The organism is Sulfurimonas sp. NW7, from assembly GCF_051132265.1.
GTDB lineage: Bacteria > Campylobacterota > Campylobacteria > Campylobacterales > Sulfurimonadaceae > Sulfurimonas > Sulfurimonas hydrogeniphila.
In genome coordinates this window covers 1,843,539-1,869,497 of sequence record NZ_CP093235.1, presented here as the reverse complement: position 1 = coordinate 1,869,497, position 25,959 = coordinate 1,843,539, and the positions used below count along the sequence as shown (strand labels likewise).

Below are 25,959 nucleotides of genomic sequence, written 5' to 3'. Positions count from 1 at the left end.
ATAATTGAAAACACTAGTTAACTTTTTAAACGAAAAAGAGATTGAAAAATCGGAGATATTTATCCATCTAAAATGCAGTATCAATGAAGCAAAGATACTGCAGTATATTGCGCACAGGTATATGAAAGGACAGGATGATGTACTTGTCCTAGATTTGCTGCAGGATTTGTACAAAAGTGAAAACTATGAACATTTGGTACATTTAAGAGAACTGAAAAGTCTGCTTGAACTCGGTTGGCTGCATCAGCAAAGCTTTACTCCTGTAAAAATAGCGGATGTAACACCGCTTGAACTTTTAAACACTGCAGTAGGGCTCACACCTGCTTTTTTAAAACTCTTACAGGACGGCACACTGGATTTGGATTTGCCTGAAGTAAAGCCCTACTCTGACCATCTTGAGTACCTGCAGGATCAGTTTTTTCGGATTGAACTCTATCAGAAAATGAGTGTGATTCGTCAAAATGTACATGAACATTCTCTCGGTATTGACAGACTGCAAAACAAACTCAAACTGCTTGAAAAGCGCATTGAAGAGCGGGTAAAACAGAGCTCTGAAAATCTTGTGTTGGACAAATTTTTCAAACAGAAGAAAATGAGCAACTATGAGCAGGTAATTTTTATTGCACTGCTTCGTGAAGAGTACGGATCGACTGATTCTTCTTTGCGGGAGATGAATACGTTGATAGATTTGATTTCGCTTGATGAGTATGAACGTATTAAAAACCGTTCATTGTTAGAAGAGGGCTCAAACCTTTTAAGCAATGGGATTATAGATTATGAAGAGATGCTCAATCCTTTTGGCGGAATCAGCCGTTCTTTCTATATAGTAGACGATGTCTTACAAAGAATTATTCATCCGCAAAAAACAAAAAAAGTAACACGTTTGAAACTCAATGCTTTGGTCGAAGAACAGGATATTTTTGAACTGGTAGAGCCTGAGACTTCTTTGGATGATGTCGTGCTTAATGTCAAAACAAAAGAGACGCTTGAAAACCTGATGAAACAGGTAGATAAAGAGGTTGTGAGCCGCCTTGTAAAATGGGGTATCAAAGATAAAAAAAGCGGTATAGATGCCAGAATAATTTTTTACGGACCTGCAGGAACCGGAAAAACAATGACGGCATACTCTTTGGCAAAATCACTTAAACGCCAGGTTTTGGCCTTTGACTGTTCCAAGATCCTTTCTATGTATGTAGGAGAGAGTGAAAAAAATGTCCGTAAAATCTTTGATACTTTTTATGAACTGAGCGAAAAAACAAAAACAGAACCTATACTGTTACTCAATGAAGCAGACCAGTTTTTAGGTGCTAGAAGCAGCGGTAATATCACAGGCTCAGATCAGATGCACAACCAGATGCAAAATATCTTTTTGGAACAGATTGAAAATTTCAGAGGAATGCTCATAGCAACGACAAACCTGCTTGAAAATATCGATAAAGCATTTTCCAGAAGATTTAATTACAAAATCGAGTTTAAAAAACCGGACAAAGAACAACGGGTACAGCTTTGGAAGAAAATGTTACCAAAAGAAGCACCTTATGAGGACAACTTCAATGTTGCAGCGCTTGCAGAATATTCTCTTACCGGCGGACAGATTAGTCTCATAATCAAAAACACAGCCTATAAAGTCGCTGTGCGGGAGAATCCGCTCTTTACGCTTGATGACTTTATTGATGAAATCAAGCGTGAAAAAGATGCGAACTTTGACAGTGAGAAATCTATGGGATTTTTAAACAAATAATTTTAAAGCTTCTTTTAAACTAACAAAATATTTACTCGTATCAGTGTTGCGATAAGTGACATTTGGTATGAGTTATCTTCCACAAAACTTTTTTTTAATATTCATTTTGCTATAGTGCAGTAACTGTTTTTTCTAGTAACAAATGAAAATAGGTTTGCAACAAAAACCGTTTTTCATCGTTAGAAAACAAATATAAAAATCAGTTATATTTTTAATAAATATAACTTTTAAAATAAAAGGTAGGTTATATGGAGCATATAGTGACTTCAAATCCGTATTTTGGGGTATTTGTACTTTTTGTTATAACATTTGGTGCGTTTATTACAACGACTGTCGTCGCCCGATTGGCGAGTCGTGCATTGGCACGTAAAGACAGTGAAAAAATCAAACTTTCAGTGTATGAATGTGGACCTGAAATTACTAAGCAGCCAAACAGGGTGTCACCTCAGTTTTATCTGTTTGCATTGCTTTTTTTGCTTTTTGATGTGGAAATAGTATTTATGTTCCCTTGGGCAGTAGATTTTAAAGTGCTTGGTTGGTTCGGTTTTGCTGAAATGATAATGTTTATATTGTTATTGGCAATAGGTTTTGTATATGCATGGAAAAAAGGAGCGCTGGAATGGCACAACATAAAGTAAATTATACACAGGACGGTGGTTTACCGATAGCACTGACAAGTGTGGATAAAATTGTAAACTGGGGACGTTCTAATTCTCTTTGGGCATTAACATACGGTCTTGCATGTTGCGGTATTGAAATGATGGCATCAGGTGCTTCACGATTTGACTTTGACCGTTACGGAACAATTTTCCGTGCGAGTCCCCGTCAGGCGGATGTTATGATAGTTGCCGGTACACTTACCAAAAAGCATGCAGAGTTCATCAAACGTCTGTATGATCAAATGACCGAACCGAGATGGGTTATCTCTATGGGCTCATGTGCAAATACAGGCGGAATGTTCAATACCTATGCGACAGTGCAGGGATGTGACAGAATTATTCCGGTTGATCTGTATCTTCCCGGTTGCGCACCGCGTCCTGAAACACTGCAGTATGGTGTAATGTTGTTACAAAAGAAAATTCGTGCAAACAAAGCAGGCAATGCACAAAAAGCTAAAAGGTTAATGTAATATGAGAGCGTATAAACCTAAAGACAATGTACAGGCAAAGGCATACTATACAGACAGATTTTATGTAGCGCCGCAGGTACCGAAAACAGCGGTAGAAGAAGATGCGGTTTTTGCTGCAGATTTAGAGGCGATTCAAGCAAAATTTGAAGTGAAAGAGGCCTATATTCAAGTGGAACAAATGGTCGTATACATCAATGCGCATGATATTTACGGTGTGCTTGAATTGATGCGCGATGAGTTGGAATATACACAGCTTTCAGAAATGTCTGCTATTGACTGGCTGGCAAAAGATGATACATTCGAAATTTTTTATCAGATGCTTTCCATGACAAAACGCAAACGTATCCGTGTGAAATATTTCATTAAAAACGGAGAGGCTGTTGACAGTGTTGAAAAGCTTTTCAGAAGTGCTGACTGGAGTGAACGTGAAATGTTTGATATGTTTGGCATTGAAGCGAACAACCATCCGTTTATGAAAAGAATTTTAATGCCGTATGACTGGGAAGGCTACCCTCTTTTGAAAACATATCCTCTTGAAGGGGATGAATTCGCAGCATGGTATGAAGTAGATAAAATCTATGGAAAAGAAGCACGTGACATCATAGGCCCTGAACTTCGCGATACTGCAAGAGTGGACAGATATGATTCTGAGCGTTTTGCACGTCTTGGGCATGAAGTTCCAAAAGGTACAAAAATTACCGGTGACGAGCCGGCAGTTACGCATTCGTATCAGGAAGAAGGCGGCGTTTTCCTCATCAAAAAACTTGATAAAGAGTCATCAGTAGTTATTGATGATCCGCAAAGATAAGGTGGTATAAAATATGGCACAGGTAAAAAACAGATTAACACCGTTTTTTGAAAATATAACATTTGACAGAGATGACAATGAACTGATATTAAACTTTGGTCCACAGCATCCGTCTGCTCACGGGCAATTACGTTTAATGCTGCATCTGCAACAGGAACAGATTGTAAAAGCACATCCTGATATCGGGTATTTACACCGTGGTATGGAAAAAATGGCTGAAAACATGATTTATAATGAGTTTATGCCGACGACAGACCGCATGGACTATATCGCATCATCTTCAAACAACTACGGATTTGCTCTGGCTGTTGAAAAACTTATCGGGCTTGAAGTCCCTCGCCGTGCAAAAGTTATCCGTATGCTGCTTTTGGAAATCAACCGTCTTATGTCTCACCTTTTCTGGCTGGCGACGACGGCACTTGACATCGGCGCTATGACGGTTTTTCTTTTTGCTTTCCGTGAAAGAGAATACCTGATGGATATTATCGAAGGCTATTGTGGTGCACGTTTGACACATGCAGCAATTCGTATAGGTGGAGTCCCTCTCGATCTGCAGGATGGATTTTTACACCAGCTCAGAGTATTTTTAAACAAACTGCCGCAGAATATCAAAGATTATGAAGACCTTTTGGACTCTAACCGTATTTGGCTGATGAGAATGGAAGAGGTGGGAGTGATTTCTACAGAGATGGCACTTTCATGGGGCTGTACGGGTCCAATGCTCAGAGCTTCTGGTGTTGCATGGGATATTCGTAAAGAAGAGCCGTATGAACTTTATGATGAAGTGGAGTTTGATGTTCCTTTTTCAGACAAAGGTGACAACTTTGCCCGCTACCGTATTTATATGGAAGAGATGCGTCAAAGTGCGAAGATTCTGTATCAATGTATAGAAATGTATGAAAAATGCGAAAAAGACGGTCAGACTGACTTGATGGCACATGCACCGAAGTATATTTCGGCACCGAAAATCGACATAATGACACAAAACTACTCATTAATGCAGCATTTCGTTCTTGTAACACAGGGAATGAGACCGCCGGTCGGTGAAGTGTATGTTCCTACAGAATCACCAAAAGGTGAGCTTGGATTCTACATCAATTCCCAAGGCGGTCCGTATCCGTACAGACTGAAACTGCGTGCGCCGTCATTCTGGCATACAGGAATCTTAACCGACCTTTTACCGGGTCACTATATTCCGGATGTTGTATCAATAATCGGTACAACGAACATAGTTTTCGGGGAGGTTGACAGATAATGAAACGATATGATTTAAGACATTTAAAAGATAATTTTGAACCTCGTATGAAAGAGATTTTAGAAGAAAAACACAAACCGACGGAGACGTTGATATTTCTTTTTGAAATAGGAGATTTTTCTCCGATCCAAAGAAGTGCTGATTTGGTAAAAGAGTGTGGGTATGAACTGTATAACTCATTAAAATTTAACGAAGTCGACTGGACTATCGTAGTGAAAAAATAGGGATTGAATGTGAGCAAAGTATATTTTTCTACTTGGAATGGTGAGCTTGTTAACAATATCGGCAAACCACAAGAAGAGTGGGAAGAGTCAGCTTATAACTTACCGGCACAATATGATGATCACCGTGATTCAAAAGCTTTTATCGGCTGGGACGGTGTTTCGTTGTTTCATGAGGATGTGGATGTTATTCGTTTAGCGATGGAATATGCTGCACAGTATCAAGTCTATTCAGAAGCATGCGGAAGATGTGCTCCTGGAAGATGGGGTGGCCGTATTTTATATGACCAGCTTGATAAAATTGCTCGTGGTGAAGGTGAATTGGCTGATTTGGACCACTTAAAAGAGATTGGTAAAAGTATGCAGATAACATCCAAGTGTGAGATTGGGAAAACAGTTCCAAATCCTATTTTGGACTTAATGACGCATTTCGAAGATACATTTCTGGAGTGTATCAATGAAAAGAAAAAATCAAAACATTATGATGAAAAAATCGGCTATATAGCAAAAATAACAGCACCGTGTACGGATGCCTGTCCTGCGCATGTTGATATACCCGGATATATTGAAGGTGTCAGAGACTTGCGTTTTGACGATTCCCTGGAAGCAACACGCCAGACAATGCCGCTTGCACATACCTGTGGACGTGTCTGTCCGCATCCGTGTGAAGATGCCTGTCGAAGAACCAATCTTGATGAGCCTATTTCAATTATGGCACTCAAACGCCTTGGTGCAGACTGGGAAACAGACCATGAATATGAGTTTTTTCACCCGATGGAGAAGAAGCCGCCGATTGACAAAAAAGTTGCTGTTATCGGTGCAGGTCCTGCGGGGCTGACGACTGCGTATTATCTTGCTGCAGAAGGCATAAAAGTCGATGTATATGAGGATCTCCCTGTTTTAGGCGGTGAAGTGGCTGTGGGTGTTCCTGAATACCGTATGCCGGTTGACAAATACAATCAGGATATAGAATGTGTCCGCGATATGGGTGTGAACTTTATTACAAATTCGAGAATCGGTGCCGACGATATGCGCAGATTTGAAAAAGAGTATGATGCAACGATGGTGGCCGTAGGGACAAGGATCTCCAAAAAAGTCCGTTGTGAAAATGAAAGACCAGAGATTAAGGGTTACTGGGGCGCTATTGATTTTCTTGACCGTGTGAATCTGTATGAAAAATACGGCATCACCATTCCTAAAGAGGTGCAGGAAGAGAATTTGCTTACTACAGACTATGTGGACCTGACAGGCAAAACCGTGGTCTGCGTGGGCGGCGGATTTACTTCAATGGATGTTGTGCGTTGTGCAATTCGGGCCAATGCCAAAAAAGTCTATATGATATACCGTCGTGATGAAAAAACCATTATACGCAATACAACCTATGAAGAGTACCATGAAGCGGTTGAAGAGGGTGTCGAGTTTCTTTTTCACTCCGCTGTAAACAAAATTACGACAGATGAAAATGACATTTTACGAGAACTTTTGATTGACAAGTTCGAGCTTGTTCCTGATCCAAACGGCGGACGTGCACAGCTTGTAAAAATAGAGGGTGAATCCTATACCATTGAAGCAGACTATCTGATTCCTGCTGTTTCTCAGTCGGCTGATTTGGATTTACTGCCTGAAGAGTGGGACATTGAGATGACTTCATGGGCGACTATTAAGACAAACGGCAAAGACTATATGACATCACGCAAAGGTATTTTTGCCGCAGGTGACTGTGAATACGGTCCTATGACGATTGTCAATGCGGTCGGTCAAGCCAAACGTGCGGCTTCTGTTATGGCCCGATATGTACAGACCGGTGAAGTAAGCTTGACTGATGATGAGATTATGGAAGATCATCTTGTTAAACTGAAAGTTTATGATAAAAAAGAGAAAGTTACCGGCTGGTTGCCGGGTCTTCCTCGTGAGCACTCTTCTGTTTTGGATGTTGAAGTGAGAAAGCATAATAATGCGGAAGTAAATCTTGGTTTCACACAGGAACAGGCTTTAAGTGAAGCTGAGAGATGTATGCGTTGTTATTATATAGCAATGGTACAGGCATAAGGGGAGTCGTAAATGAGTAAAATTATAAATTTTAAAATTGACGGCAAAGATGTTACAGCAGTAAAAGGGGAGACAATTCTTCAGGCTGCAAGAAAAAATGATATCTATATTCCTACTATGTGTTATATTTCTAAAACGACACCCTGTGCATCATGCCGTATCTGTTCTGTCGAGGTAGAAGGTGTAGATGGGCTTGTTCTTTCCTGTAACACACCTCCGACAGAGGGTATTGAAGTCAGAACAAACTCTGCCGAGCTTGAGCTTGAACGTACAAATATCATGAAACTCTATGATGTAAATCATCCATTGGAGTGTGGTGTTTGTGACAAATCAGGTGAATGTGATCTGCAAAATATGACTTTGGAGTTTGGCGTAGCACAACAGGAATTTTCTGCAAAAGACCAACTCAGAAAAGTGGAACATTGGGGACTGATTAATTATGACCCTGCATTATGTATTATGTGCGAAAAATGTGTACATGTATGTAATGAAGTTATAGGCGATGATGCTATTGAAGTAAAATTCGGCGGATACTCTTCTGTGATTATCCCAAAAAATGCGGATACACTGGATTGTACTTTTTGTGGTGAATGTATTGCAGTCTGTCCGGTCGGTGCTTTGGTAAGCAGTGATTTCCAGTACTCTGCAAATGCATGGGAACTCTCCCGTATTCCTTCAACATGTGCCCACTGTTCTGCCGGTTGTGCTTTGGAATATGAAACACGCCACGTCGGTATCAACGGTGAAGATTCTATTTACAGAGTGAAAAACAATTATGAATTCAATTCATTATGTGGAGCAGGGCGTTTCGGATTTGATTTTGAAAATCGCGCCTCTAAAGACGAAGAAGCATTTAACAAGGCAGTTGAAGCCATTCAAAATGCAAATGCTATACGCTTTTCTTCAATTATTACAAATGAAGAGGCACATATTTTACAGCTTTTAAAAGAGAAACTTGGGATAAAACTTTTTAATGAGGACGCAAGACTGTATGCTGAATTTATGAAATCTTATTCTTCAGTAAGCGGTAAACTGCATCACAGTGCTTCGATGGATGCCGTCAAACAAGCCGATGCAATCATTATTATCGGCACACGTCTGGCGACGGATAATCCGATGGTACGCTATGCTGTGCGAACAGCATCCCAGCATAATGGTGCAAAAATAGTATATGCGCATCCGCTTGAAGATGCGCTTATGAAAAATACCGCTACACAGTTTATGAAATATGAAGTGGGTACAGAAGAGGGTGTCATGGCACTTTTGGCAAATGAGCTTCTTCAAAACAGTGATGTGGACGAACAAACCAGATCATTTTTAGATGATTTGGATTTGGGCTACCTTGAAGCTGAAAGCAATGTGGGCGATGATGAACTTAAATTAATGACGAAGTCATTCAAGCGGGCACAAAAGCATGTACTTATCATCGGAAGTGATGTATTTGCACATAAGCGTGCAAAAAATATTGCGAAACTTGCAGCTTTGATTGAAAAATATACTGAATTTTCATTACTGATTATTCCTGCAGAAGTAAATACTGCAGGGGTTGCCCTTACATGTAAACTCGACACTGATGAAAATATAGGCAACATTGTTGCTTATAATGCAGAAGGTGACTTTATAATGTCATCTTTAAAAGATTCAGATTTGGCGATGCCGGCACTTAATCAAGTGGAAGGAACAGTTGTCAATGTTGACAATCAGGTACTTCCGTTGAATGTGGCACTTCCTTTTGAAGGATATACTTTGAATGATATAGCAAATGCTCTTGGTCTGAAAAAAGAAAATACTATTGACTATACAAAAGAGCTCGACACATCAAAAGGTTTTAAAGCAATTGCTTTTGATGATTTGGAGAATTTTTTAACACCTTACGGTGAAGACAAAAGGGGCTATATTTTAGATGAAGTTGTCTGTGAAGCAGATTCAGAAGTAGCACCGATTGAAGAGTTGCCTGAGTTTAACGGAAGTGTAATTTATAATTGTAACCCTGTTTTGCAGTTTAATGCGTTTACAAATAAAACACATCAGTTGGAAAAAGACACAACATTAAGAGGCTCGGCTCAGTTTGCGGCAGCTGCAAAGATTGCAGATGGTGATGTAGTTGAAATAAGCTTTGCATCAAGAACAATACAAAGAGTTTTTAAACAAGATGAAGAACTAAAAGGAACTATAGCACTCAATCCTACCTTCGATTTAGGTCAGGATTTTAGCAGATATAGATTTGAAAAATCCAAAATAGCGAGAGTAATATAATGAGTGAAATTACCATAAACATTGACGGAAAAGATGTTCAGACAAAAGAGGGTGAGTATTTGTTAAATGCTGCCCGTGCAAATGACATATTTATTCCTGCAATATGTTATTTAACAAGATGCAGCCCGACTCTAGCCTGTCGTATATGTCTTGTTGAAGCAAATGGAAAACAGGTATATGCCTGTAATGCAAAAGCAAAAGAGGGAATGCAGGTAGTAACATCGACTGAGTCTATAGAAAAAGAGCGCAGAATCATCATGGAAGTATACGATGTGAACCATCCGCTTCAGTGTGGTGTATGTGACCAGTCAGGTGAGTGTGAACTGCAAAATTATACACTTGAGATGGGTGTTGATTCACAACATTATTCCATTAAAGATGTAGACAGAAGTTCTCATGACTGGGGACATTTACACTATGATCCGGGCCTTTGTATCGTGTGTGAACGTTGTGTTACTGCCTGTAAGGATATGATAGGTGACAATTCACTTAAAACAATTCCGCGCGGTTCTGATCCTATCAATGCAGATTATAAAGAGAGTATGCCAAAAGACGCATATGCAATGTGGAACAAACTCAACAAGTCTGTCATTGGTTTGACAAACGGAACTGATGTTCTTGACTGTACCTCATGCGGCGAATGTGCAGCAGTCTGTCCGGTCGGAGCACTTGTTGATACCCAGTTTATGTATAAGTCCAATGCCTGGGAGTTAAAACAGGTTCCTGCAACCTGTGGACACTGTTCTGCGGGATGTCAGATAACTTATGATCTGAAACATACAAGTATTGACAATCCTGAAGATAAAATATACCGTGTTATGAACGAATGGAACTATGTTTCACTTTGTGGTGCAGGCCGTTACGGATTTGATTATCAAAATGCCGGTGTTACAAAAGACGAGACTGCATTTGCAAATGCAGTAGAGGCCTTTAAAAAGGCAGATACAATAGCTTTTACATCTACAATTACCAATGAAGAAGCCTACCTGCTTCAAAAAATGAAAGAAAAATTCGGATACAGACTTGTCAATCCGGAAGCAAAAGCATTTCAGGATTTTTTAAACAATTATGCACAAATCAGTGGACATAAACTCTATAAAGGCGATCTGGAAAAAGTGCATAGTACAAACTTTATAGTCTCAGTCGGTTCGGCACTCAAAACTGACAATCCAAATGCACGCTATGCATTAAATAATTCGTTGACAGTAAAAAAAGGCGCAGGAATTTATTTTCATCCTGTAAAAGATCCGATTATCGAGGGTATAGGGAAGTCTATCATGACAGTTGCCCATGCTCCTCTTCAAGAAGAAGCAGCATTATATCTTCTGCTTGATCTTTTTGCAGACAAATCAAAACTGCCTTCTGATATTGTGGCATACCTTGCTTCTTTTCATTCACAAAAAACCGTTACAGTTGAAGAAGTTGTGAAAGAAAAAGTTGTGGAACTTGTCAAAGAGACAAAAGTCAATGAAGAAACAGGGGAAGAAGAAGAAATTGAAGTAGAAAAAACCAAAATGGTTTCTACAAAGATTGCAAAAGAAATAGAGGTTGATGATAACAGACTCTTGGAAATACTTGGTCTTGATGATAGTTTTATGCAAACACTTGAAAAGAACCTGAAGAAAAAAGAGACTTTTGCGCTTATGGTTGGACCAGATTTATATATGCATCCAAATGCAAAAAACCTGGCTCGTCTGGTTGCTTTGCTGGAAAAATACTCAGCTTTTGAAGTTACCATGATTCCAACACTTACAAACTCATTGGGTGTAGCGCTGATCTGTGACCTTGATGATGAGAAAGGCTCTTATACGGTTGCGTACAATACTGATGGCGATTTTGTACTCTCCGGGCTTGGCGACGGTGATTTGGATATGCCGGCGATCAATCAGCAGGAAGGAACATTGACATCTGTAAACAAACGTGTCAACCCTACAAATGCTGCTATCGGATATGAGGGATATGAATTAAACGATATTGCAAAAGCGCTTGGTTTTGAAGCAGAAAATATTATAGATTACACTGTAGAACTTCCTGTTGCGAGAGGATTTAAAGCAGAAGAATTCGATAACCTGCCAAATCATTATGAAAATGACGGTACAGAAGTAAGAGGTTATGTGTTAGAAAATGTAGCAGTAGAGGCCAGTGAAGATGAAAGTGTAGAAAAATTCAGTGAAGATAAGTTAGAAGGGTGTATAATCTATTTAGCAAATCCTGTAAGACAGTTTACGGAATTTACCTACAAGACAACAAATCTTGACGAAGTAAGCGGTATTTACATGAGTGAAGAGTATTTATCCAAAACTGATTACAATGAGGGTGATACAGTCACAGTGAAAACCAAAAAAGGTGAACTGACTGCAAAAGTTGTGTGTGACAATAAAATTGCAGGTGATATAGTGGTTTTACCTACATTTGATAAAAAATTAAACTCAGAAGCACTCTTTGACGGCTACCGTTTTAGTACAGCTTCAATCCAAAAGGGGTAATATATGGATACAGCATATTTAATTGAAACGATCATAAAAGTCGTTGTAATTCTACTTATATTTTCTGCATTGGCAGGTATCGGTACATATTTTGAGCGGAAGATACTTGCATTTATGCAACGTCGTTTAGGGCCGATGTATGTCGGACCATACGGGTTGTTGCAGGTGGCAGCAGACGGTATAAAACTTTTTACAAAAGAAGATATTATTCCTACAAACGTAGTGGGTCCGGTATTTAAAATTGCACCTGTAATTACTGCGGCAACTGCATTTATGGCAGCAGCAGCGATTCCGTTTTTTCCACAATTCACAGTGTTCGGTTATACAGTACACCCTATTGTAGCTGATTTGAATATCGGTATTTTATATATTCTGGGTGTAATGGCAGTCGGACTTTACGGACCTTTGCTTGGTGGTATGGCTTCGGCAAATAAATTTTCCCTGCTTTCAGCAGCACGTACGGCAGCTGTTTTCATCTCTTATGAAGTTGTCAGCGGTTTAGCTATTCTGGCGCCGATTATGATGGTGGGTTCTTTGTCTCTGATTGATTTTAACAATTATCAGGCAGGCGGTATCAGTGACTGGATTATATGGTCTCAGCCTGTAGCCTTTGTTTTATTTTGGATCGCGGCTTTTGCTGAAACCGGACGTACGCCGTTTCACCTGATAGCAAATGACCATGAAATTATTGACGGTTTTGGAACAGAGTACTCTGGAATGAGATGGGGTCTTTTCTTCATTGGCGAGTATGCAAATATGTTCTTTATCTCCTTTGTGATTCCTCTTATCTTTTTAGGCGGATACGGTGACGGAAGTATGCTTGGCGCATTGGGGCTGATAGGAAAAGTGGCATTTTTCTTTTTCTTCTTTTTGTGGACAAGAGCTGCCTGGCCGGATGTAAGACCGGATCAGTTGATGTGGTTGTGTTGGAAAGTACTAATGCCATTGGCCGTGATTAATGTTGTAATCACCGGCTTTGTGATGATGTTTTAAGGGGATAATGAATGAAAATGGAACAATTTAATGATAGAAATGTAGCTGACAACGGTTACTTTTTAGTTGATATTGAAGATTATCCTACTGATGGTTGGGGTAAATTTAAACGTGTCGTAAAAAGAACTTTCAGAGCCGAACTTTTTGTAGGTTTATGGGTAGTGCTTCGTGAAATGATCAAGTTTGATATTCATACGGTACAGTATCCGCAGGAGAAACTGCCTATAGGTCCTCGTTATCGTGCCGTGCATGAAATGAAAAGACTTTGGGAAAGTGATACTGAACGTTGTATCGGATGTGGACTTTGTGAAAAAATCTGTATATCTGACTGTATTCGTATGGATACAAAGATAGATGAGAATTCACGAAAAGAAGTAACCGAATATACAATTAATTTAGGGCGTTGTATTTTTTGCGGTTACTGTGCGGAAGTTTGTCCTGAACTTGCTATTACTCATGGCGGAGAGTATGAACAGGCATCAGAACAGCGTGAGCATTTTGTTGACTATGCGTATATGTTGACGCCACTTGACAAAATGAAAGCCGGAACTCAAATGGAGTTTGAAGGTTTTGGTGCGATTACACCACATGAAGATGAGCGTGTTAAAAAAACACCTCTAGCATATTAAGGAGTTTGGATTATGTTTGAAGCGGTAGCATTTTACTTGTTTGCATTTCTGACGATAACGATGTTTTTCATCACAGTAACAACATCACAGGCGTTATATGCATTAAGTGCATTGGCAGCGGGAATGATTTTCATATCAGCATTTTTCTTTATTCTGGGTGCTGATTTTTTAGGTGCAGTGCAAATAATTGTTTACACTGGTGCAGTAATGGCTTTATATGCTTTTGGTATGATGTTTTTTGACACAACAAGAGAAGTTAAAGAGAAACAGGGGAACAAATACATCATTGTCGGACTCTCAACACTGGCAGCAGTTCTGATAGTTGTTATTTTTGCAGCGCCGATGGTATCTGAAAATATTGTTGCTCTTTATCCGGCAATTGAAGGAGTAGGCAATACTCAAGAAGTAGGACTGATTTTATTTACAAAATATCTAGTACCATTTGAAGTGGCTGCAATTATGCTGCTTGTTGCAATGGTGGCTGGTATCGTCCTTGCAGGGAAGAAAATGGATCTTTCAATTACACTGATGAATGATGCTGAAATTGAAGAACAAAATAACACAAAGGTACTTTCATGATGGAAATAGGTTTAAATCATTATCTTGTTTTATCTACTATTTTATTTGCTATTGGTTTAGTAGGTGTTATGCGTAGAAAAAACCTTCTTTTACTGTTTTTTGCAACCGAAATACTCTTAAATGCTGTGAATGTTGCTTTTGCAGCAATTTCGCATTATTATGGCGATTTGACTGGTCAGATGTTTGCATTTTTCGTAATTGCTATTGCAGCTTCAGAAGTTGCAGTCGGTCTTGGACTTCTGATAGTATGGTATAAACGCCACAGTTCAATTGACTTAGATGCGTTAACAGCGATGAAAGGATAAAGAATGGAAAAATATTTATACATAGCACTCTTTGCTCCGCTTGTAAGTTCTTTGTTTTCAGCGTTGTTTACAGCGACACCAAAGAAACTGTTTACGGGTATTGTTGCCAGTCTTATGATATTGACATCATTTGCAGCAAGTACAGTCCTGTTGATTTATATACTCAAAGGCGGAGAGCCTGTACATGTAGAGATGATGACATGGATGGCAACCGGAGACCTTTATATTCCTTTTGGTTTTGTTGTTGATCAGATTTCGGTAACTATGATGATGGTTGTTACCTTGGTTTCAACTATCGTACATATTTACTCTATCGGTTACATGGATCATGACAAAGGTTTTAACCGTTTCTTCGCATGGCTGTCAGCATTTGTGTTTTCAATGATGGTTCTTGTCATGAGTGACAACTTCGCAGGACTTTTTATAGGCTGGGAAGGTGTTGGTCTGTGTTCATGGGGTCTTATCGGTTTTTGGTATCATAAACAAATTGCCACATGGGCAGCCAATGAAGCGTTTATCATGAACCGTATCGCCGACCTTGGTATGCTTATCGGTATCTTTTTAGTCTATTGGAATACAGGTACACTGCAGTATGATGAAGCATTTGCCGTTATGCCATTGCTGGATACTGCCACATTGACATGGATAGGTATATTTTTATTTATCGGTGCAATGGGTAAATCAGCACAGTTTCCTCTGCATACATGGCTTGCAGATGCGATGGAAGGGCCTACTCCTGTATCGGCTCTTATTCATGCGGCAACAATGGTTACAGCGGGTGTTTATCTTGTAGTGCGTTCGAATGAGCTTTACAGTTTGATTCCTCATGTCGGATTGTTTATTGCTTCACTTGGTGCATTTGTGGCATTGTTTGCAGCTTCTATGGCCCTTGTGAATCGTGACATGAAAAGAATCATTGCCTACTCTACACTTTCTCAGTTAGGGTATATGTTTGCCGCAGCTGGTCTTGGTGCTTACTGGGTTGCACTTTTTCACTTAATGGCACATGCGTTCTTTAAAGCACTGTTGTTCCTTGGTGCGGGAAATGTAATGCATGCGATGCATGATGAACTTGATCCGTTTAAGATGGGTGGACTGAAAAAAGTAATGAAGTGGACATGGATTATGATGACAATTGCCTCATTGGCTTTGGCGGGAATCTTTCCTTTTGCAGGATTCTTTTCCAAAGATACGATTCTTGAAGCGGCATTTGCTGAGCATCACTTTGTGATTTACGGTGTACTGCTCTTTACGGCAGGTCTGACAGCATTTTATTCATTTAGACTTGTGGCACTGATCTTTCACGGTGAAGAGCGTTACAAGATATTTGGTATTCATCCGCATGAAGCCTATAGATTTATGCTGATTGCAATGAGTCCGTTGCTTATTCTTGCTATGATAGCCGGAATTTTTCAAGAACCGTTCTTTGGCATGATCGAAGAAATTTTACGTGCGCATGAGTATCATATCCATTCCCATACAACACTATGGATTATGTTGGTCGGTACGCAGCTTTTTGTAGCACTTGCTATTTTGTATGCATATAAAAAATATGCTTCATGGAGCAGTGTTCCGGATGGCACAAGTCCGATAGAAAATTCATTTATCTATAAACTGCTGTTTAATCAGTACTATATTCCATATTTTTACGAAGAGTACCTTGTAAAACCGTACAGAGAGGCTTCTGAACTTTTCTGGACAAAAGTAGATATGAAAATTGTGGATGCTACTGTTGACGGGATTGCAGGTATTGTGTATGGTACCGGTAAGAAAACTAGGAAAATGCAAAGTGGTAACTTATCTACTATGCTTAAATGGATGGTAGCAGGTTTAGTTGGTCTGCTCTCACTCGCTGTGGTGTTTGGGCTTGCAGCAAGATATTCTGATGAGATTGTACTATTCTTATCAGCTCTAGGAGTTTAGTATATGTTAGATCATATTTTATCGTTATTAATTTTCTTTCCGGCACTCGCAGCCGTATTTGGTTTTATGATACAAAAAGAGAGTATGCGTGCATACGGTATCTCTGTCGCTGCTATAGAGTTTGCACTTTCACTGTGGCTGTGGTATGTATTTGATGGCAATGTGTCCGGAATGCAGTTTATGGAGAGCCTGCCGCTTGTTCCTTCTTTTGGAATCAATTATATACTTGGAGTGGATGGTATATCTTTGTTTATTGTTATTCTTGCAGCTTTTTTTACTATGATAGGAATAGCCAGTTTAACAGATACGCCTAATGTAAAATATATGATTATTACATTGTTGTTTTTACAAATGACAATGGTCGGTGTTTTTGTGGCACTTGATGCAATAGTCTTTTACATTTTTTGGGAACTTTCGCTTGTACCTATGCTTTATATCATCGGTGCATGGGGCGGACCGTTGCGAATATATGCCTCTGTTAAATTTTTCCTGTATACTTTTACAGGTTCGCTTGTGATGCTTGTCGGTATGCTTTTTATGGCATATTTTTACTATCAGGCAACAGGTGTCTGGAGTTTCGCTATTTTAGACTGGTACAGACTGATTTTACCAGAGTCTTTCCAGCTTTGGCTTTTTGCAGCATTTTTTATCGGTTTTGCTATTAAAGTACCGATGTTTCCGTTTCACACATGGTTACCGTATGCGCACGGACAGGCACCGACTATCGGTTCTGTTATCCTTGCAGCAATTCTGTTAAAGATGGGAACATACGCGTTCATTCGTTTTTCTTTACCAATGTTTCCGGATGCTTCGGCATTTTTTATGGTTCCAATCGCAATCATCGCAATTATTATGATTGTGTATACTGCTATGGTTGCCTATGCGCAAAAAGACATCAAGCAGGTTGTTGCATATTCATCGATCTCGCATATGGGTGTGATTATTCTGGGAACATTCGCACTGAATGTGGAAGGTATCTCGGGATCAATCTTTTTAATGATAGCACACGGTGTTGTTTCGGGAGCTCTGTTCCTGCTCGTAGGTGTTATTTATGACAGACGCCATACGAAGATGATGAGTGAATTTGGCGGCTTGGCACAGGTGATGCCAAGATATGCAACAATATTTGGTCTCATGTTAATGGCTTCTGTAGGAATGCCTTTGACAATCAACTTTGTAGGTGAGTTCTTGTCGCTTCTCGGATTTTACCAACAGTCTCACATTTTGACACTTTTAGCCGGAACAGCGATTATTGTCGGTGCCATCTATATGTTGGCAGCATACAAAAAAATGTTTTTTGGTGAGGTAACAAAAGAAGAGAATAAAAATCTTAAAGATGTCAATAAAAGAGAATGGGTTGCCCTCCTGCCACTTGGAGTAATTACCATATGGCTGGGTATATATCCCAAACCTGTGTTGGAACCGATTAACAACAGTGTGAAATCAATTGTACAGTTAATGCACAATAAAGCTACAACAGAATTAGGTAAAGAAAGAATTCCAAATTTAGTGAAACCTAAAGTTGTAATTATAGAAAAAACTATTATAGAGGAGGTTCACTAATGTTAGCGCCGATAAATATTTCAATGGAGTCGTTAAATGTAATGACTCTGGCGCCTATGCTGATACCGGTAGTAGGTGCATTGTTAATCTTAGTGATTGATGTTATCAAGGGTGGGCTTCACAAATCACTCTACGTCGTACTGAGCCTGCTCTTTTTGGCAATGGACTTTTTCTCTTTGCTTGATGCCTCAGAGATTTTCACCCAAAACGGTACAGTACTTGGTATGTTTGATGTAATGCTGATAGACGGTCTGGCTTTGTTGGCTCAGTTTATTATCGTTATAGCATCAATGCTCTTTATTCCGTTGGCTTTGACAAACAAACGCTTTCATGAGTTTTCCTATCCTGAGTTTTTTGCACTCTTTTTGTTTATGATTGCAGGTTTCCAGTTTATGGTTGCTACAGATAATCTGATCTTGATATTTGTCGGTTTGGAAACAGCATCTTTGGCATTGTACACGCTCATAGCTATGCATAACCGTGACAAATCTTTTGAAGCTGCTGTGAAATACTTTACAATGGGTGCCTTGGCCGCAGGTTTCTTCAGTTTTGGTGCCATGGTCTTTTATGCATTGACGGGTTCGGTAGAAATTAATAAAATTGCCTTGGTTCTTGCTGCAAACGGGTATGCTGACATCGGATATGTCCTTGTAGGTGTTTCGTTTATGCTGGCAGCCTTTGCTTTTAAATTATCACTTATTCCATTTCATACATGGGCACCTGATGTGTATGAAGGATCTTCTGCACCAATGGCCGGTTATATGTCAATCGTACCAAAAATAGCTGCTTTTGTCGTGGCTATGAGATTTTTTGAATTTTTAGTCCACAGCGGTATCGTATGGCTTGATATTGTTTTATATGCCTTTGTTATTATTACGATGACAGTGGCAAATATGTGGGCACTGGTGCAAACAGATGTAAAACGTATGCTGGCATACAGTTCAATTTCGCATGCAGGTTTTGTGATGGCTGCTATTTTAATAGGAACGACACAGGCAAACAGCGCACTCTTTTTATACTGGGTTCTGTTTACATTCACAAACCTCGGGTCGTTCTCAATGCTATGGATCTCCCGTCAAAAAAGCTTACCGGAACATCAAATGTCAGACCACTCGTATGACAAATTTGCGGGGATGATTAAAACCGCACCGGTACCGGCAATGATTATGGGACTTTTTATGCTGAGCTTGGCAGGAATCCCTCCGTTTGCACTGTTTTGGGGTAAAATCTATCTGATCAGCTCTGCGGTAACAAGCGGTTATACAATCCTTGCACTTATTATGGCACTAAACTCAGCAATAGCAGGGTATTACTATTTAAAACTTATTGTATATATGTTTATGAAAGAACCGGTTGTCGGTGCGAGCGGACAGATATATGTTGCCAATGCGACATTGGCGCTCAAAACTATTATCGGTATAGCAGCAGTAGGAACCATATTTGCTTTTGTTGCTATAAACCCGCTTCTAGAGTTTATTACAGCTTTTGTATATAACAGTGGATATTAATAGTCTAAAATCTTAAACAAGGGGGAGAAAATTTGCTAAAATGGATACTCCTGGCCTTTGTTCTTACAAATTCTTTTGCACTTGAAATTTCCATAGAGAGTGCAAAGGACAACTTCATAAAATACTCTACACTTGACATTCGAAACACTGAACGCTTTACATGTAAAGAGATTAAAAACGATCTTGATACAGTTTTGGAAATTCAATGTATTTTTTTAAAAAGACCAGTGCGAAAACTCAAGCATATTCAAAATGATTTTTTTAAAGTAAATACAGTTTTTAAAGATGAAAAATTTATTGTTACAATCAAGCCCTTTTACAAAATAAAATTGATTCCGGAAATATTTGATCTCACAAAAGACAATGAAGTTTTTAATGCAAATGTAACATATTCAGACCATTGGAGTGTTCTAGGGTACAAAAAAACATTTCCTTTGTTTAAGCAGGAGGAAGCCTCTTCACTTGCATTGGATTTTCCTTTTTACCTTGACAAAGACAAACTGCCGTATGTAGGAAGTCTGGACCTGCAGGGAAACCCGGTATATATCAAAAATGTAGAAGATGTGAAAGAGTACTTGAAAATAAAAAAGTATTATAAACACAAAGAGTATGAAATGTGTCTTGAAAGTATAAATGACATATTGAATGATTATCCAAATACGCTTTTTAAAGCAGAGCTGCTCTATTATAAAATTAAAGTGTATGCAAAAATAAAAGACTGGGATAATGTAGTAAGTGTAGCAAAAGAGTTTTTAAGAGAATACTCTTCTGATGAGAATGTTGCAGAGGTCCTTTCCCTGGTAGCAAAAGCATATGCCAAACTCGGTGAAAATTCAAATGCTGATTACTTTTATGACCGATTGTTTACAGAACATCCAAAAAGTAAATTTACACAACTGGGATATATATACAAGGGAGAGATGCTTGAAGAGTCAGGTGGTACAAAACAAGCGCTAAAGTATTATAAAAAAGCATTGTATGAGACGAAAGATTTAGAGGTGGCAGCAAATGCCGCATACCATTTAGCCTCTTTGTATCTTTCTTACAAGCCAAAAGAGGCTTCGCAGTATGCGATGAAAATTATTCAGGCAGATCCTGGCTTTTTTATGGAAGATTTTAAAGCATCACAAAAGATGATGGAGGAATTTGCAAATCAGGGGTATTATAAAGTTGCTGCAGCTATAGCCGATACTTTGCTGCAGGAGATTGATGCCACATATGATGAATATGAAGAGTTGCTTAAAAACAAAGCTTTATGGCTTGCCCAAACAAAAGAGAAGAAAAAGGCTTTGGCCGCTCTCAATGAATATTTGAAAAAATTTCCTGACGGAGACTATGTGGATGCTGTTCAGGTTGCCAAAGACGCACTCTTTTTTGAAGTTTCTGATTTAAATACAACAGCAAAACTGGCAGAATTTGACAAGCTTATTCAAGAGTATCAAAACGATACTATAGGCAAACGTGCACTGTATGAAAAAGCAAAATTACTTTTAAAAGAGGGAAAATACAAAGAGGTGCTCTCTTTAAAAAAATCCCTGGAATCTCTGGATGGGACAGAGTATAAAGATATCCAAAAAATTATACAGGATGCTGCTATCGGAGAGATGAAACAGTCTCTGCGTAAGAAAAACTGTAAACAGGTTTTAATCATATCAAATGAATATAACATTACGCTTTCGGATAAATGGGATGACGGTATATATGAATGTGCGATGAAAGGCGGAGATTTTCAGCTTTCAAAAAGTATAGCACGTAAAAATTTAAAGTCCAAAGATTTGGATAAGCGAAAAAAATGGCTTTTTCGCTACATAAAAGTTGATTTTGCTACGGGAAATTACAGTGATGTACTGGATGCAGCCAAAGATTTAATTACTTTGATAGAAGATGACAAAAATTCAAAATACAAAGAGGTTTACAGATATCTGTTTGATACATATGAAAGATTAGAGCAAAAAGAGAAGATGATTGATGCAATGGCAAAAATCGAAGAAATCTTTGGCCTCGACTATAAAGATATAGAACGTTATGTTGCAATGGTAACACTCGGAAACGAACGACATGATGACAATTTGATAATAAAATATGCAAAAAAAGTAATGCAGATACAGAACAAATCAAATTCCTATGCGCAGAGTCCTTATGTGGAATTTGCACTGTACCAGGCATATATGGATAAAAAAGAGTACAACAAGGCTTTGGAAGTTATAAAATCATTGGATAAACTGGGACTAAAGCCTACATTACGTGCGCGGCAAAAATATCTTTTAGGCAGTGTACTTGATAAATTATGGAGAGATGATGCTGCGAAAAAAGCATATAAGGAAGCAATAGCCGCTGACCCAAAATCTTCCTGGGCCAAACTGGCAAAAAGTGCATTGGAACTTTAAATTAAAGTTCCAAACAATCACTGATGCTGTAGAGACCGGCTTCTTTGTCTGCAAGCCATTTTCCGGCACGAAGGGCACCTTTGGAAAAAGTATTTCTTGAAGTTGCTGTATGGTTGAGTTCTATAAATTCTCCGTCATTGTAAAAGCCGACAGTATGACGGCCCACAATATCACCGCCACGCAGAGCCATAACTGCTATTTCATCTTTGCTTCTTTCGCCGATGTTCCCGTCTCTGCCGCTGATGCGTACTTTGTCAAGATCCAATCCTCTTGCGGCTGCTGCTGACTGGCTGAGTGTCAATGCAGTACCGCTTGGCGCATCTTTTTTGTGTCTGTGATGCATTTCTACAATTTCTATATCAAATCCCTCAAGGGCTGCTGAAGCCTGATAAACAAGTTTGTTCAGAAGTGCTACACCCAGGGACATATTTGTGGCATAAAGAACTGGCATGCGCTCACTTGCCTCTTTTAAAAGATTGAGTTGATGTGTATTGAGTCCTGTTGTTCCGATGACTAACGGTTTGGGAGTTTTCATTGCCTCTTCGAGAAGTATCTCACAGGCATCCGGTAGTGAGAAATCTATAATAATATCAGCCGCATGCAAAAATGCCTGCATATCAGAAGTAACCAGAACTGAAGGATCTATGGAAAAATCAAGTGAATTTCTGACAAATACTGTACTCAAACTCATTTCATCTGTTGTTTTTAAATCTTCTATTAAAAGTCTGCCAACTCTACCGCTCGCACCGAATACGCCTACTTTTATCATAATATATCCTCATTTTTTTTCTTATAATAGCAAAATATTACTCAAATACTACTTTCTTTTTCATATACTCATTGTAATACTTTTGCGCTTTGAGTATATTGAGCAGGAGCAGCAGGGACGAAAAGAAAAAGAGTATAGCAGCGGGTATTAAAAAAATACGCGAATAAGCCGTAAAAAGAAAAAGAAAAAAGGAAAGATAGTACAAATTGATCTGATACTGCATCTTTTTTTTTGGTATTACATTGCCCATTTCCGCATCAAAAACCATATTTGAACTTAAATGAAACCAGGTCAAAAAAGGGATGATTTTATAAAGCATTGCATTGATTAGGGCATATACAGCGCCAAAGAGAGTAAAAAACCCAATAGCAAAAGAAAGGTTTACATGTAAAAGATTTGCACCTGTAAAAAGGAGAGACGCAAGAACAGCATTGCCCATGGCAAAATACCAAAGCTGGATGCTGGCATCTTTTCTTGCTCGTTTTCTTTTTCGTAAAATTTGTATACTCAACAGAGCAAAAATGATGACTGGTACGCAAAGCAGTATCTGTGTTAAAGTGAGAAGCAGCATTTTTTCTTGAAGTTGTGCATATGCAAATAAAAGTAAAAATACAAGTTGTGCAGGATAGAGTCTTTTTTGTAAAAATATCGGAAACTCTTTTGCAACAAAAAACATAGGAATAATTTTATATGATACGGAGACTATAAGTAAAAAGACCCAGCCAAAAAGCATAAAAGCAATATGAGTGTTTCCATAACGCAATGTGTCAACAAATCCAAAATGTCCAAGCAGTGCCAAAGCTCCAAACAGAGCTGCTGCAAAAAGAGCTATAAAAGAAGCTGCAAAATTTTGTACCAGCGTGTTTTTTTCCTGGCTGAGCAAAACTGTTTTAAAAGAGAGTATTGCAAAATAGAAAAAGGTTCCGCTCAGCAATGTTCCTGCAAGATAGAGCAAGAGTGGCGTATTTGTGAGAAATCCAACAACAAAACTCAGAATTCCGGCATTTAAAGCAATGTGAACGATTGTTGCATTTTTTATGACATTTGTATAGGGTGTTGCCAGCATAACAGGCAACATTTGAAAGAGTGAGCCGAACATGACATGTGTGATAAAACCCAGAGTCAGCAGATGTGTCAAAGCAATAACTTCATAATCAAACCGTGAACCTATAGAAAATCCGTAGATTACAATGGCTACTGAAAGAAGTATAAGATAAAAGGCACCACTGAGATAAAATTTTATTGGAATTGCATAAGGGGGTGCCTGTTCAAGACTCAGACCTTGAAACATTATTTATAGATCCTCATTTCAAACTCATTTTCATTTTCTTTCGTAATTTCATATTGCAAACCAAGGGACAAAATGTTTTGAAAAAGCATTTGAGGGTTCATCCGATGGCGAAATATCAGCACTTCATCATCCTGTAAAATATTAAGAGCATTGATGGCTTCTACCAGAGGGTAGGGCGCTTCAAGCTCACTGACATCCAGAATAATCTCTTTTTTAGTTTTCATAGTTTTGTAGTTTTTGAACGATTTCTTCTGCATTTTCTGCCAGGGCACTGTTCATCATGGTATAGAGCATCTGCTCTTCTTTGAGATTGTGCTGTTGCAGGAGAATATTCATGGATTCTCCAAGAGAAAAAGCTCTTTCTTTGTCTTTGGCATTATAGGCTTCATCCATTTTTTCAAAGAGTGATTTTGCCTGTGCATGCTCCATTCGCATAACATTTGTCGGTCCCATACTTCCCATCCCTGATTTTTCTTCAAGCATAGGAAAAAGATACTCCTCTTCCATTGTGAAATGCAGGAGAGTTTCATTTTTAAAGGCTGAATATTTGGAAAGAGCTTCGTCAAACTCTCCGCTTTCAAGAAAATCTTCTGCCTGCGTCAAAAGATGATCACACTCTCTGTGTTTACTTGTCATAAAATCTTTTATAGTCATATCGGTACTCCTAATTTAGTAATTCATCAACATATGAAATGGCAGAAAGCGCAGCAACAGCGCCGTCTCCGGCTGCTGAAACAACCTGTTTCGGTGCTTCTATCCGTATGTCACCCGCAGCGAACAGTCCAGGAACAGAAGTTTTCATGCTTAAGGTTACAATAACCTGTCCCTGCTCATTCACATCACACAGATAAGTTCCGTCTTCTTGGATAAGTGTCTGATTATTGACATTGTTCCCCACAAACACAAAAACACCGGGAACCTGTATATCTTTTATATTTCCATCTTTGTCTTTGACTTTCAATCCGTTTACTCCGCTTGCATCGCCATAAACTTCATCAGGAACAGAGTTGAGTACAAGTTCTATTTTTTCATTTTCTTTGACTCTTTTTACTGTATTTGGTGCTGCACGAAAGCTGTCGCGTCTGTGAACAAGATAGACTTTTGTGCATATTTTTGCAAGGTATAAGGCTTCTTCAAGAGCAGTGTCTCCACCTCCTATCACTGCCACTTCTTTTCCTTTGTAAAAAAATCCGTCACAGGTTGCACAGGTACTGACCCCTTTGCCAAAAAATTCGTCTTCTCCCCTGAAACCTGCACGGCGGGGAGAGGAACCGGTACAAACAATAACACTGTGTGCCTCAATGCTTGTTCCGTCTGATTTGAGTACATGAAAGAGATCGCCATCTTTTGTTATACGGTTTACTTCTGCCATATCATGTTTGAGTCCAAATTTTTGACACTGCTCGGGCCATGGCATCATCAGATCCATTCCGGTTATCTCACCTGTTACACCCGGATAGTTTTCTATTTCGGAACTCTGTGTAATCTGCCCGCCAGGCATACCTTTTTCAAACATTGTAACATTTTCAAGTCCGCCGCGTGTAGTGTATAGTCCTGCAGTAAGACCCGCCGGTCCCCCACCTATAATTGCACAGTCTAAAGTCATGATTTTATCTCCTCTAATTGGTCTAAATTGTCAAGCTTACGTATCATACTATTTTGCTTATAAAGGGAATCTTTTATTCTCTTTATGAAAAAAATAGATGGTGAGTTGTAGATATTGAAGCGCTGTATGAATTTTAAAGATGTGTTGGTCCCACTTCTTAAAAAAGTAGTTGTTTTTGTGTTTTCCCGGACCCTGTTATAGTAGTCAATGGCAAGTATCGGCAGGTTTAAATCTAAATTTGCAAGTCTGTTCATTGTGTGTTTATCTCTTGAAGAATAAAAAATGACGATATACTCTTCACTTACTGGCGTGAAAACATCATTTTTTTCATAATAAACGAACTCTTTAAAATTAATAAACTTATACTCTGAAAATTTGTAGTTGAAATAGGCAAAAGCACCTGCTATCATTGCAGCACCAAAGAAAGATGCTAGAAGAGTGGAAAGAGAAAAGAGGCTTTT

23 protein-coding genes are annotated in these 25,959 nt (G+C 38.9%); 17 read left to right on the top strand and 6 right to left on the bottom strand.

The genetic code is table 11. From position 1 onward, the window contains the following. Positions 1–4 precede the first annotated feature (4 nt). The 17 genes from MLC35_RS09820 (at position 5) to MLC35_RS09740 (ending at position 21,832) form a co-directional block, all read left to right on the top strand. Positions 5–1,741, top strand: a complete 1,737-nt coding sequence (locus MLC35_RS09820) for an ATP-binding protein (RefSeq protein WP_434636781.1) — start codon at positions 5–7, stop codon at positions 1,739–1,741. Positions 1,742–1,989: 248 nt separating this feature from the next. Further along, positions 1,990–2,379: an NAD(P)H-quinone oxidoreductase subunit 3 gene (locus MLC35_RS09815; RefSeq protein WP_151899551.1), complete on the top strand. Its 390-nt coding sequence runs from the start codon at positions 1,990–1,992 to the stop codon at positions 2,377–2,379. Then, a complete protein-coding gene (locus MLC35_RS09810) occupies positions 2,361–2,870 on the top strand; it encodes a NuoB/complex I 20 kDa subunit family protein (RefSeq protein WP_151899552.1) in 510 nt (169 codons plus the stop codon). The genes MLC35_RS09815 and MLC35_RS09810 overlap by 19 nt, the downstream gene beginning before the upstream one ends. A 1-nt stretch (position 2,871) precedes the next feature. After that, positions 2,872–3,678 carry an NADH-quinone oxidoreductase subunit C gene (locus tag MLC35_RS09805; protein ID WP_418640680.1) on the top strand — a complete coding sequence of 269 codons (807 nt, stop codon included), beginning with the start codon at positions 2,872–2,874 and terminating at the stop codon, positions 3,676–3,678. A 13-nt stretch (positions 3,679–3,691) separates the two neighbouring features. Continuing rightward, on the top strand, positions 3,692–4,933 hold the full coding sequence (gene nuoD / locus MLC35_RS09800; RefSeq protein ID WP_151899554.1) for an NADH dehydrogenase (quinone) subunit D: 1,242 nt from the start codon (positions 3,692–3,694) through the stop codon (positions 4,931–4,933). Continuing rightward, the gene (locus MLC35_RS09795) at positions 4,933–5,157 is read left to right on the top strand and encodes an NADH-ubiquinone oxidoreductase subunit E family protein (protein WP_151899555.1); all 225 of its coding nucleotides are present in this window, start codon (positions 4,933–4,935) and stop codon (positions 5,155–5,157) included. The genes nuoD and MLC35_RS09795 overlap by 1 nt, the downstream gene beginning before the upstream one ends. A gap of 9 nt (positions 5,158–5,166) precedes the next feature. Continuing rightward, positions 5,167–7,203 carry an FAD-dependent oxidoreductase gene (locus MLC35_RS09790; protein WP_151899556.1) on the top strand — a complete coding sequence of 679 codons (2,037 nt, stop codon included), beginning with the start codon at positions 5,167–5,169 and terminating at the stop codon, positions 7,201–7,203. Positions 7,204–7,215: 12 nt separating this feature from the next. Further along, positions 7,216–9,459 (top strand): NADH-quinone oxidoreductase subunit G, encoded by a 2,244-nt coding sequence (locus MLC35_RS09785; RefSeq protein WP_346389616.1) that lies wholly within the window; start codon positions 7,216–7,218, stop codon positions 9,457–9,459. Continuing rightward, positions 9,459–11,945: an NADH-quinone oxidoreductase subunit G gene (locus MLC35_RS09780; protein ID WP_434636778.1), complete on the top strand. Its 2,487-nt coding sequence runs from the start codon at positions 9,459–9,461 to the stop codon at positions 11,943–11,945. The genes MLC35_RS09785 and MLC35_RS09780 overlap by 1 nt, the downstream gene beginning before the upstream one ends. Before the next feature lie 3 nt (positions 11,946–11,948). Then, a complete protein-coding gene (gene nuoH / locus MLC35_RS09775; RefSeq protein WP_151899559.1) occupies positions 11,949–12,938 on the top strand; it encodes an NADH-quinone oxidoreductase subunit NuoH in 990 nt (329 codons plus the stop codon). Positions 12,939–12,949: 11 nt separating this feature from the next. Continuing rightward, positions 12,950–13,567 (top strand): NADH-quinone oxidoreductase subunit NuoI, encoded by a 618-nt coding sequence (nuoI, locus tag MLC35_RS09770; protein WP_346389614.1) that lies wholly within the window; start codon positions 12,950–12,952, stop codon positions 13,565–13,567. 12 nt (positions 13,568–13,579) lie between these two features. Next, positions 13,580–14,146 (top strand): NADH-quinone oxidoreductase subunit J, encoded by a 567-nt coding sequence (locus tag MLC35_RS09765; protein ID WP_434636776.1) that lies wholly within the window; start codon positions 13,580–13,582, stop codon positions 14,144–14,146. Continuing rightward, positions 14,143–14,451 (top strand): NADH-quinone oxidoreductase subunit NuoK, encoded by a 309-nt coding sequence (gene nuoK / locus MLC35_RS09760; RefSeq protein WP_151899562.1) that lies wholly within the window; start codon positions 14,143–14,145, stop codon positions 14,449–14,451. The genes MLC35_RS09765 and nuoK overlap by 4 nt, the downstream gene beginning before the upstream one ends. 3 nt (positions 14,452–14,454) lie before the next feature. Then, positions 14,455–16,374, top strand: coding sequence for an NADH-quinone oxidoreductase subunit L (gene nuoL, locus MLC35_RS09755; RefSeq protein ID WP_151899563.1), 1,920 nt, complete (start codon positions 14,455–14,457; stop codon positions 16,372–16,374). Between the two features lie 3 nt (positions 16,375–16,377). Next, the gene (locus MLC35_RS09750; RefSeq protein ID WP_151899564.1) at positions 16,378–17,937 is read left to right on the top strand and encodes an NADH-quinone oxidoreductase subunit M; all 1,560 of its coding nucleotides are present in this window, start codon (positions 16,378–16,380) and stop codon (positions 17,935–17,937) included. Then, on the top strand, positions 17,937–19,445 hold the full coding sequence (gene nuoN / locus MLC35_RS09745; protein WP_434636774.1) for an NADH-quinone oxidoreductase subunit NuoN: 1,509 nt from the start codon (positions 17,937–17,939) through the stop codon (positions 19,443–19,445). The genes MLC35_RS09750 and nuoN overlap by 1 nt, the downstream gene beginning before the upstream one ends. A gap of 32 nt (positions 19,446–19,477) precedes the next feature. Beyond that, complete coding sequence (locus MLC35_RS09740) at positions 19,478–21,832, top strand: tetratricopeptide repeat protein (RefSeq protein ID WP_434636772.1); 2,355 nt, start codon at positions 19,478–19,480, stop codon at positions 21,830–21,832. A 1-nt stretch (position 21,833) separates the two neighbouring features. Here MLC35_RS09740 and dapB read toward each other — a convergent pair whose 3' ends face one another. The 6 genes from dapB to MLC35_RS09710 are packed head-to-tail and all read right to left on the bottom strand — an operon-like array spanning position 21,834 to position 25,908. Beyond that, positions 21,834–22,601: a 4-hydroxy-tetrahydrodipicolinate reductase gene (dapB, locus tag MLC35_RS09735; protein ID WP_151899567.1), complete on the bottom strand. Its 768-nt coding sequence runs from the start codon at positions 22,599–22,601 to the stop codon at positions 21,834–21,836. 37 nt (positions 22,602–22,638) lie between these two features. Further along, entirely contained in the window at positions 22,639–23,892 is a 1,254-nt protein-coding gene (locus tag MLC35_RS09730; RefSeq protein ID WP_434636770.1) for a hypothetical protein, read from the bottom strand. After that, on the bottom strand, positions 23,892–24,116 hold the full coding sequence (locus tag MLC35_RS09725) for a hypothetical protein (RefSeq protein ID WP_346389609.1): 225 nt from the start codon (positions 24,114–24,116) through the stop codon (positions 23,892–23,894). The genes MLC35_RS09730 and MLC35_RS09725 overlap by 1 nt, the downstream gene beginning before the upstream one ends. Beyond that, positions 24,106–24,546 (bottom strand): hemerythrin domain-containing protein, encoded by a 441-nt coding sequence (locus MLC35_RS09720; protein ID WP_346389608.1) that lies wholly within the window; start codon positions 24,544–24,546, stop codon positions 24,106–24,108. Before MLC35_RS09720 ends, MLC35_RS09725 begins: the two co-directional genes overlap by 11 nt. A 10-nt stretch (positions 24,547–24,556) precedes the next feature. Beyond that, on the bottom strand, positions 24,557–25,498 hold the full coding sequence (gene trxB, locus MLC35_RS09715) for a thioredoxin-disulfide reductase (protein ID WP_346389607.1): 942 nt from the start codon (positions 25,496–25,498) through the stop codon (positions 24,557–24,559). Beyond that, positions 25,495–25,908 (bottom strand): hypothetical protein, encoded by a 414-nt coding sequence (locus MLC35_RS09710; RefSeq protein WP_230973293.1) that lies wholly within the window; start codon positions 25,906–25,908, stop codon positions 25,495–25,497. Before MLC35_RS09710 ends, trxB begins: the two co-directional genes overlap by 4 nt. Positions 25,909–25,959 lie beyond the last annotated feature (51 nt).